Origin of the sequence: Aeromonas sp. PS2Canimalfood6 (assembly GCF_048276795.1) — a bacterium.
Lineage (GTDB): Bacteria > Pseudomonadota > Gammaproteobacteria > Enterobacterales > Aeromonadaceae > Aeromonas > Aeromonas caviae.
In genome coordinates, this window is sequence record NZ_JBLUXC010000090.1 from 1 (window position 1) to 9,388 (window position 9,388).

At 64.3% G+C, this 9,388-nt stretch carries 8 protein-coding genes and 1 pseudogene; 6 read left to right on the top strand and 3 right to left on the bottom strand.

Annotated features, from left to right (window positions below; all coding sequences use genetic code 11):
- Positions 1-289: 289 nt before the first annotated feature.
- Positions 290-622, bottom strand: a complete 333-nt coding sequence (locus ACNPAA_RS20015; protein WP_010675945.1) for a cupin domain-containing protein — start codon at positions 620-622, stop codon at positions 290-292.
- Positions 623-828: 206 nt separating this feature from the next.
- Between ACNPAA_RS20015 and ACNPAA_RS20020 the strand changes: the two genes are divergently transcribed.
- From ACNPAA_RS20020 to ACNPAA_RS20040, 5 genes are all read left to right on the top strand, one after another.
- Positions 829-2,187: an NCS2 family permease gene (locus ACNPAA_RS20020; protein ID WP_010675944.1), complete on the top strand. Its 1,359-nt coding sequence runs from the start codon at positions 829-831 to the stop codon at positions 2,185-2,187.
- Between the two features lie 228 nt (positions 2,188-2,415).
- Entirely contained in the window at positions 2,416-3,486 is a 1,071-nt protein-coding gene (dhaK, locus tag ACNPAA_RS20025; RefSeq protein ID WP_201873110.1) for a dihydroxyacetone kinase subunit DhaK, read from the top strand.
- A 9-nt stretch (positions 3,487-3,495) separates the two neighbouring features.
- Positions 3,496-4,125, top strand: coding sequence for a dihydroxyacetone kinase subunit DhaL (dhaL, locus tag ACNPAA_RS20030; RefSeq protein ID WP_005306235.1), 630 nt, complete (start codon positions 3,496-3,498; stop codon positions 4,123-4,125).
- Position 4,126: 1 nt separating this feature from the next.
- Entirely contained in the window at positions 4,127-4,843 is a 717-nt protein-coding gene (dhaM, locus tag ACNPAA_RS20035; RefSeq protein ID WP_201873113.1) for a dihydroxyacetone kinase phosphoryl donor subunit DhaM, read from the top strand.
- A 120-nt stretch (positions 4,844-4,963) separates the two neighbouring features.
- A complete protein-coding gene (locus ACNPAA_RS20040) occupies positions 4,964-6,046 on the top strand; it encodes a glycerol dehydrogenase (RefSeq protein WP_113978711.1) in 1,083 nt (360 codons plus the stop codon).
- Positions 6,047-6,142: 96 nt separating this feature from the next.
- Here the strand turns inward: ACNPAA_RS20040 and dhaR are convergent, their stop codons facing one another.
- Positions 6,143-8,053, bottom strand: coding sequence for a dihydroxyacetone kinase operon transcriptional regulator DhaR (gene dhaR, locus ACNPAA_RS20045; protein ID WP_417891969.1), 1,911 nt, complete (start codon positions 8,051-8,053; stop codon positions 6,143-6,145).
- Between the two features lie 67 nt (positions 8,054-8,120).
- On the bottom strand, positions 8,121-9,014 hold the full coding sequence (locus ACNPAA_RS20050; RefSeq protein WP_113979267.1) for a LysR family transcriptional regulator: 894 nt from the start codon (positions 9,012-9,014) through the stop codon (positions 8,121-8,123).
- A 160-nt stretch (positions 9,015-9,174) separates the two neighbouring features.
- Between ACNPAA_RS20050 and ACNPAA_RS20055 the strand changes: the two are divergent.
- Positions 9,175-9,388 (top strand): annotated as a pseudogene (locus ACNPAA_RS20055) (IS5/IS1182 family transposase); the annotation flags it as partial.

Sequence of the window (9,388 nt, forward strand, 5' to 3'; positions counted from 1 at the left end):
TTTCCTGGCGTTGGTTTCTGCCTTGGCGAGGGCCAAGAAATCGATTGGATCGGACATACTGAGTACAGTGAAACCAGAATAGAGCAATTAGATCACATCTTTAATCTGATTGGTATGACAACTCGATCCCGCTCTGTTGTCCCTTGTGCTTGAGCCAGACTTTGTCCGTCTCTGCGTCCGTTATGCCACTAACAAGAAGCCCAGTCGACAGACTGGGCTTTTTTTCGTCTCCACGGTCTCCTCTTCGATCTTCGCAGCAGAAGCATTGCCTTCTTGAGCCGTGAGCTTGCTAGTAATAGACGCAGAGCCAGACGGTTGTCTCGGTCGGATGGGTCCACTCCACCCTGTGCTGAAGGTGCGCCGGGATGTTGATGTAATCCCCCGGCCCCAGATGGACGCGTTCCTGTACCCCGGTATCCGGTGTGATGAAGACCAGGATGGCCTCTCCCTGCACCAGCAATACCCATTCGTGTTCATCCTGATCGAACCACTCTCCGGTAGGGGTCTGCTGCCCCTGGGAGAGAATGCGCTCGATACGAACATTGTTGGTACTGACCAGATCCGCGAACACTTCACTGGGCAGGGGGGAGGGGATCTGGCCAAGCAGGTTGCCTGTGTGCATGGGCTTCTCTCCGGTAGATGGGAACGTGGCTAGCTAAGAGTGTAGAAGCTTGGGATGGGCCGCTCTCATGGAGAATGAGGCCTCCAACGAGCCCTTTTATGAAAAACTTCGGGGAAATGGGGGCTTATCCGCTGCAATCTCGCCAAATTCTTGCTATTTTGCGCGCCAGCAAGCAAACGATTTCCTTCACACTTTCAGGATGAACTATGGCAACGCAACAAACGACGGCCCGCGCCGGCAATGGCGGGTTTCTGGATTCCTATTTCTCCATCAGCCAGCGTGGCAGCACGGTGCGACAGGAGCTGCTGGCCGGGTTGACCACCTTCCTGGCGATGGTCTACAGCATCATCGTCGTGCCGAACATGCTGGGCGCAGCCGGTTTTGAGCAGGGCCCGGTGTTTGTGGCCACCTGTCTGATCGCCGCCTTCGGCTCCCTGCTGATGGGGCTCTGGGCCAAGCTGCCGATGGCCATCGGTTGTGCCATCTCTCTCACCGCCTTTACCGCCTTCAGCCTGGTGCTGGGTCAGGGGCTGAGCATTCCGGTCGCGCTGGGCGCTATCTTCCTGATGGGGGTGCTGTTCACCCTGATCAGCGTCACCGGCGTGCGCCAGTGGATCCTGGACAACCTTCCCTCCGGCATCGCCCACGGTACCGGCATCGGTATCGGCTTGTTCCTGCTGCTGATCGCCACCAACGGGGTCGGCATGGTGATCAAGAATGAAGGGGCTGGCCTGCCGGTGCAGCTCGGCGAGATCACTGCCTTCCCGGTCATCATGACGGTGCTGGGTCTGGCTGCCATCTTCGGCCTGGAGCGCCGCAAGGTGCCGGGCGGCATCCTGATGGTGATCATCGCCATCTCCATCCTCGGCCTCATCTTCGATCCGAAAGTGACCTGGCAGGGCTTCTTCGCCATGCCGAGCCTGAGTGGCGAGAATGGCTCCCTGGTGGGCAGCATGGATCTGCTGGGCGCCCTCAATCCGGTGGTGATTCCGACCGTGTTGGCGCTGGTGATGACCGCCGTGTTTGACGCCACCGGCACCATCCGTGCCGTGGCCGGTCAGGCTGGCCTCATCAACGAGCGTGGTCACATCATCAGCGGTGGCAAGGCCCTGACTGCGGACTCCGTCAGCAGCATGGTGGCGGGTGTGGTAGGTGGTGCTCCGGCAGCCGTCTACATCGAATCTGCCGCAGGGACCGCTGCCGGCGGCAAGACAGGCCTGACCGCCACCCTGGTCGGCGTGCTCTTCCTGCTGATGATCTTCCTCTCCCCGCTGAGCTATCTGGTACCGGCCTACGCCACCGCACCGGCCCTGATGTATGTGGGCCTGCTGATGCTGGGCAACGTCACCAAGCTGGACTTCAACGACTCGGTCGATGCCCTATCCGGCATGCTGTGCGCCGTCTTCATCGTGCTCACCTGCAACATCGTCACCGGCATCATGCTGGGCTTCGTGGCCCTGGTGGTCGGCCGCCTGTTTGCCGCCGAGTGGAAGAAGCTCAACATCGGCACCGTCATCATCGCCGTGGCCCTGGTGATCTTCTACGCCGGTGGCTGGGCCATCTAATCCTCACGCTATCGAGAAGGGCCCTGCGGGGCCCTTTTTCATGGCTGTGAGGCGGCTAACACTTTCCCGGATCTTCCCCATCCGCTCGTTTCAGATTGAAACGTCAGGCTTTGTTTGCTGTTTCAGATCCGAACCGAAACCCCTGTCATTTTTATCCCCCTATGGCTCGCTAGACTGGCTCCATCAACCATCTGTCCACCCGTATGGTGGCAAGCCAAGGAGTGAGCCATGAAGAAGCTGATCAACGCTGTCGATGCCGTGGTCCGTGAACAACTGATGGGGATGGCTGCTGCCCACCCCGAGCTCAAGGTGCGAATCGAACCCCACTACATCACCCGCGCCGACGCCCCCGTGACGGGCAAGGTGGCGCTGGTCTCCGGTGGCGGCAGCGGCCACGAGCCCATGCACGGTGGCCTGGTGGGCAAAGGAATGCTGGATGGTGCCTGCCCCGGCGAGATCTTCACGTCCCCGACCCCGGATCAGATGTACGAGTGCGGTCAGGCCGTCGACGGCGGTGCCGGCGTGCTGTTTCTGGTGAAGAACTACACCGGCGACGTGCTCAACTTCGAGACGGCGGTCGAGCTGCTGCACGGTGACGGGGTCAAGGTGGGCTTCGCCCTCATCGATGACGACGTGGCGGTGAAGGACAGCCTCTACACCGCTGGCCGCCGCGGGGTTGCCACGACAGTGCTGTGCGAGAAGCTGGTCGGTGCCGCCGCCGAGTCGGGCTACGATCTGGCGCGCTGCGAGGCGCTGGCCCGCCGGATCAACAACCAGAGCCGCACCATAGGCGTGGCCATGCACGCCTGCACCGTCCCTGCTGCCGGCAAGCCCTCCTTCACCCTGGCTGACAACGAGGTGGAGTTCGGCGTGGGCATCCACGGCGAGCCGGGCATCGAGCGCCGTCCCTTCACCGACCTCAACGCCCTGGTGGACGACATGTTCAAGGAGCTGACCGACAACAGCCCCTATGGCCGCACTCTGCGCCACTGGGACAGAGGCACCGGCAGCTGGCAGGAGGAGCACACCTTTATCGAGTCGCTCAATGGGGGTGACCGGGTCATCGTCCTGGTCAACAGCCTCGGCGGCACCCCCATCTCCGAGCTCTACGGCGTCTATGGTCGCCTCGCCACCCTGTGCGAAGAGGCGGGCATTCATCTGGTGCGCAACCTCATCGGCCCCTACTGCACCTCTCTCGACATGACCGGCATCTCCATCACCCTGCTCAAGGTGGATGACGAGCTGATGACCCTGTGGGATGCCCCCGTTCACACCCCCGCCCTGCGGCGCGGCTGCTGAGGAACATTCATGTTAAGCAAGCATCAGATCGTCAACTGGCTGCTCGACTGCGAGCATATCTTCACCGAGCAGCGTGACTACCTCACGGCGCTGGATACCGACATCGGCGACGGTGACCACGGCCTCAACATGCAGCGCGGCTTTGCCAAGGTGGCGGAGAAGCTGCCCGCGGTGGCGGACAAGGACATCGGCCAGGTGCTCAAAACCACCGGTATGACGTTGCTTTCCTCGGTCGGCGGCGCCAGCGGCCCCCTCTACGGCACCTTCTTCATCCGGGCTGCGGCCAGCAGCGATGCCTGCCAGAGCCTGACCCTCGGCCAGCTCGGCAAGATGCTGAGCGATGGGGTGGAGGGGATCGTCTCCCGTGGCCGTGCCGAGCCGGGTGACAAGACCATGTGCGATGCCTGGTGGCCCGCTTTGGCCGCCCTGCAGCAGGCGGAACAACAGGGCTTGCCGCTCCCCGAGGCGCTGGACAAGGCGGTGGCTGCCGCAGCAGCCGGCACCGAGGCCACCATCCAGATGCAGGCCCGCAAGGGGCGCGCCAGCTATCTTGGCGAGCGCAGCATCGGCCATCAGGATGCGGGGGCCACCTCGACCCTGCTGCTGCTGACCGCCCTGCGTGACAGAGCGAGGTTGTGACATGATCGGTATCGTAGTGGTCTCTCACAGCGCCATGCTGGCGGCCGGTTTGAAAGCCCTGGCCGATCAGCTGGGCAGCCCGGCGAAACTGTTGCTGGCGGCCGGGGTCGATGACCCTGACCATCCCATCGGCACCGACGCCATCGCCGTGATGAGTGCGATGGAAGAGGCGGATGACGGCAGCGGCGTGCTGGTGCTGATGGATCTCGGCAGCGCCCTGCTGAGCGCCGAGACCGCCCTCGAGTTGCTGCCCCCGGAGCTGAGTGCCCGGGTGCGGCTCTGCCCGGCCCCGCTGGTCGAGGGCACCCTGGCCGCAGTGGTGGCGGCCGGTTCTGGCCTGACGCTGGACGAGGTCGCCGCCGAGGCGCTCGGCGCGCTGGGCCCGAAACAGGCGATGCTGCCGGGCAAGGCGGAGCCGCAGGCCGTTGAAGCCGCTCCAGCCCCTGACGACGGCTGGCTGCGCTGCGAGGTGGTGGTAGACAATCCCCACGGCCTGCACGTGCGCCCCGCCGCCCGCCTGGTGGCCGCTCTCAAGCCCTTTGCCGCCGAACTCAAGTTGCAGAAGGGGGAGAAAGAGGCCAACCCCCGCAGTCTGACCCGGCTCACCATGCTCGACGTGCGCCAGGGCGACACGCTCACCCTGTTGGCGCGTGGGGAGGATGCCGAGGCCGCCTTGGCCTGCTTCCAGCAACTGGCAGCGGAGCGCTTCGGCGACTGACCTGCCTGCTTCAAGGCGCTGTCATGCAAGTGAAAGACGAAGGAGTCCCCGGCACTGCCGCCCCTTCGCCTCCTTTAGTTTCAAAAGAAGTCTTACGAAATAAATAGAGAGGGATAAAATATGGACCGCATCATCATCAGCCCCAGCAAATACGTGCAAGGCAACGGGGCCCTCGCCAACATCGGCAACTACGTCAAGGCGCTCGGCGCCAAGCCGCTGATCCTGGCCGACGCCTTCGTCACCAAGCTCGTTGGCGATACCGTGGCCACCAGCTTCCACGGGGCAGGCATCCAGCCCGAGTTCGACTGCTTCAACGGCGAATGCTCCCGCCCCGAGATTGACCGCCTGCTGGCCCGCTGTAAGCAGACGCCGTTTGACGTCATCATTGGCATCGGCGGCGGCAAGACGCTGGATACCGCCAAGTCGGTCGCCTTCTACCAGCAGGTGCCGGTGGTCATAGTGCCGACCATCGCCTCCACCGATGCCCCCACCAGCGCGCTGGCGGTCATCTACACCCCGGAAGGGCAGTTCAGCGAATACCTGATGATCCCGACCAACCCCAACATGGTCATCATGGATACCGGCGTGGTCGCCCGCGCCCCGGTGCGGCTGTTGGTCTCCGGCATGGGGGATGCGCTCTCCACCTACTTCGAGGCGCGCGCCAACAAGGTGTCCGGTTGCCAGACCATGGCCGGTGGCGCCTCCACCCTGGCGGCCCAGGCCATCGCCGAGCTCTGCTACAAGACCCTGCTGGCCGATGGCTACAAGGCCAAGCTGGCGGTGGAGCAGGGGCTCTGCACCAAGGCGGTGGAGAACATCATCGAGGCCAACACCTATCTGAGCGGTATCGGCTTCGAGAGCAGCGGTCTGGCCGCCGCCCACGCGGTTCACAACGGCCTGACCCAGCTTGCCGAGTGTCACCACCTCTACCACGGTGAGAAGGTGGCGTTCGGTACCCTGGTGCAGCTGGTGCTGGAGAACGCTCCCATGGCGGAGATCGAGACGGTGCTGGCCTTCTGCCGCTCGATCGGTTTGCCCACCAACCTGCATATGATGGGGGTCAAGGAGCTGGACATGGCGCGCCTGATGGAGGTGGCCAAGGCCTCTACTGCGGAAGGGGAGACCATCCACAACATGCCGTTCAAGGTCACCGCCGAGGATGTGCTGGCGGCCATCGTCACCGCTCACCAGCTGGGGCTGTAACCGCGCCACGGCTGACCTTGCCATATAAAAACGGCCCCGCATCTGCGGGGCCTTTTTCATGTTCTGCGAACCGATATGCAATGGCTCGGACTGGCGTCAGCCGTGGTAGTTGGCAGGATCGATCTCGAGCAGCTTGAGCCGCCGCCAGAGGGTGGTGCGGCTGATGCCAAGATGCTGGGCCATCTGGCTCACCTGCCCCTTGCAGGCGTGGGCGCAGCGCAAAATGGCCTGACGTTCCAGCTCCGCCAGGGTGAGCAGCGGCTGCCCCACCACCTCGTCCGCCACCCGCTGATAACCGTGCCGAATGGCGGCCGGCAGCGCCTCCGGCGGGATTGGCCCCTGACCGGCGTGAAGCAGGGCATGCTCGATGGCGCTGCGCAGCTCCCCCAGATTGCCGGGCCAGGGATAGGCGAGCAGGCAATCGAGGGCCGCCGGACTGAACTGGCGCACCGGCTCGCGCCCCTGCGCAGCCAGCTGCTGGCTGATGAGACCGGGCAGATCGGCGCTGCGCTCGCGCAGGCCTGGCAGCCACAGCTCGCACGCCTGCAGGGCATAGAGCAGCTGGCGGCCGAAGTGCCCCTCCTGCACCTTCTGCTCCAGCGGGGCGCTGCTGGTGGCGATGATCCGCACCTTGAGCGGCAGGATACGGGCCGAGTCGAAGCGCTGCAGGCGACCTGTCTTGAGCAGTTGCAGCAGCGCCGCCTGCATGGGGGCAGAGAGGCACTCCACCTGCTCCAGCACTAGCGTGCCGCCGTGGGCCAGCTCGAACTTGCCAGCCCGCTCCTGCCCGGCCTCGTCAGAGCCCATCAGCTCCAGCGCCATCCGCTCGCTCGGCAGGGCCTGACAGTTGAGGGTGATGAGCGGCCCGGCGGCCCGTTCGCTGCTAAAATGAATGGCCTCCGCCAGCTGGGCCTTGCCCACCTCCTCCTCGCCGCGCAGCAGTATCGGCCCCTGGCTTTGGGCCGCCTGCCGGGCGTAACGCAGCAGCTTGCGCATGGCGCTCGATTCGCCCACCAGCGCCGACAGCTCGGGTACCGTCTGGCGCAGCTGACTGATGGCCCGCAGCCGATCGACCGGGTGCAGCAGGGCGATAAAACTGACCCCGTCCGGCCCGGGTAGTGGCTTGAGGCTCACCAGCGCATTGATGAACACCCCCTCCTGAGCGCCTAGCTTCTCCAGCGTCACCTCCACATGGCTGAGCGGGGTCTGCCCCTTGATGGCGAGCTGCAACCGCTGGGGCAGCAGCAGGTGCTGCTCCAGTGGCTGGCCGAGACAGAGCGCCGGATCGAGCCGTAGCCGATTGGCCGCCAGCGCGTTGAGGTAGCGCAGCCGGCCCTGCGGATCCCAGGCCAGCACACCATCATCCATGCCGTCCAGCAGGGCGTAGAGCTCGCTCAGGTGGTGCTGGGACTCCTGCATCAGGGTCTCCATCTGCAGCAGGTGGGCCAGCTCGCGCCCGGCGCTGACGGTGAGCGCGAGATCCCCCGGCGCGGCCTCTTCCACCCGGCAGATCAGGGCCACGATCGCCACCTGGCGACCGGTGCTGTTGTAGACAGGGCTGGCACAGCAGTGCCAGGGGTGGAGACGCTGGTTGAAGTGCTGGGGGCCGCTGACGCAGAGCGGCATCCCTTCCAGCGCCGCCAGATTGATGGCATTGGTGCCGATGCGCCCCTCGCTGAAGAAGGCGCCGGGGCCAAACCCCAGCGTCGCCAGCTCACGCAGGGTATCGGGGTGGCCGGTCTGGGCCAGCAGGCAGCCGCTCTCGTCGGTGAGCAGCAGGGCGCAGGGGCGCCCCTCCATGAACTCGTAGAGATCCTCCAGCGCCATCTCGCCGGTGGTGAGCAGGTCCCGCTTGCGCTGGCGCAGGCTCTCCAGGGTCTGCCCTCTGGCGCAGTGGGGAGGATGCCAGAGGGACGCGCTGGTCTGGTGGGCGCAGCGCAGCCAGGAGGCTTGCAGATAGTCAGGCCAGGCCCGGGCTGGCGGCATGGAGGCGGACAGGATGGTCACGACAAGATCCGGCAAAGAGACGAACGCCCATTTAACCACCCTTGCGGGCCCGATTCAGTGACCTGCCTCAGAGGGATGGCAAACCATTCTCGGCGGGAGCGGGGTCGGCAAACTGCAACTCAAGCCAGCGACAGAAGGCGCGGCACTCCGGCATGGTCTCGCTCTCCTGATGTACCAGCAGATGCCACTGCGGCCCCTTGACCCTGTGGGTGGAGAGCGGCAACAGCTGCCCCTGCTGACGGGCGGGACGGGAGAGCCGCTCGCTCACCAGGGCGATGCCGAGCCCCTGGCAGGCGGCGTCCAGCAAGAGACCGGGATCGGAGAAGTTGAGCCCCCAGGTCTGCAGCTGCAGATCTTCCCCGCCCTTGAGGGTCCAGTGGTGCCAGTCCAGCACCCGCTCCCCGTGCAATGTGGTGCGCTCTGCCGCCGGCAACGCCAGCACGGCGGGGGCGGCCACCGGCAGCAGGCGGTCTGTCAGCAGCAGCTGGTGACGACACTCGGCCTGGGGGGCCAGCTCCCAGCGCAGGGCGAGATCGATGGTCTGCTCGGCCATGTCGGGCTCTTCGTCGCTGGTGAACAGCCAGAGATCGACCTCGGGATGGGCGCGATGAAACGCCCCCAGCCGCGGGAGCAGCCAGTGGCGGGCGATGGCTGTGCTGGTGTTGAGCACCAGCTGGTTCGGCTTGCGGTACTGCTCCAGCCGCTGGATCCCCATCGCCAGCTGCAACAGCACGCTCTGGGTGGTCTCCAGCAGATCCTGCCCCGCATCGGTGAGGGTGACCGAGCGCCCCTGCCGGTGAAACAGCGGCTGGCCCAGCAGCTCCTCCAGCGAGCGGATCTGCTGGCTGATGGCGGACTGGGTCAGGTGCAGCTCCTGCGCCGCCTGATGAAAACTGCCGAGTCTGGCCGCCGCCTCAAAGCCCCGCAGCACGTTGAGCGGGGGCCACTGTTTGAACACCATTGATTAGCTCCACTTATCACTTTTACGGGAAATCGATCATTTGTTCGCCATCCATGCGACAGATAGTCTATTACTCAACGCAATTTGATTAAGGAAGGTGCGAACAAGTCCCTGATATGAGATCATGTTTGTCATCTGGAGCCATGGAACAGGGTTCATCATGAGTCATCAACTTACCTTCGCCGACAGTGAATTCAGCAGTAAGCGCCGTCAGACCAGAAAAGAGATTTTCTTGTCCCGCATGGAGCAGATCCTGCCATGGCAAAACATGGTGGAAGTCATCGAGCCGTTTTACCCCAAGGCTGGTAATGGCCGGCGACCTTATCCGCTGGAAACCATGTTACGCATTCACTGCATGCAGCATTGGTACAACC

Excerpts from the sequence above, each read along its gene's own strand:
- ACNPAA_RS20040 (WP_113978711.1), top strand. The coding sequence starts at position 4,964 with ATGGACCGCATCATCATCAGCCCCAGCAAATACGTGCAAGGCAACGGG.
- ACNPAA_RS20050 (WP_113979267.1), bottom strand. The coding sequence starts at position 9,014 with ATGGTGTTCAAACAGTGGCCCCCGCTCAACGTGCTGCGGGGCTTTGAG.
- dhaL (WP_005306235.1), top strand. The coding sequence starts at position 3,496 with ATGTTAAGCAAGCATCAGATCGTCAACTGGCTGCTCGACTGCGAGCAT.
- dhaK (WP_201873110.1), top strand. The coding sequence starts at position 2,416 with ATGAAGAAGCTGATCAACGCTGTCGATGCCGTGGTCCGTGAACAACTG.
- ACNPAA_RS20020 (WP_010675944.1), top strand. The coding sequence starts at position 829 with ATGGCAACGCAACAAACGACGGCCCGCGCCGGCAATGGCGGGTTTCTG.
- dhaM (WP_201873113.1), top strand. The coding sequence starts at position 4,127 with ATGATCGGTATCGTAGTGGTCTCTCACAGCGCCATGCTGGCGGCCGGT.
- ACNPAA_RS20015 (WP_010675945.1), bottom strand. The coding sequence starts at position 622 with ATGCACACAGGCAACCTGCTTGGCCAGATCCCCTCCCCCCTGCCCAGT.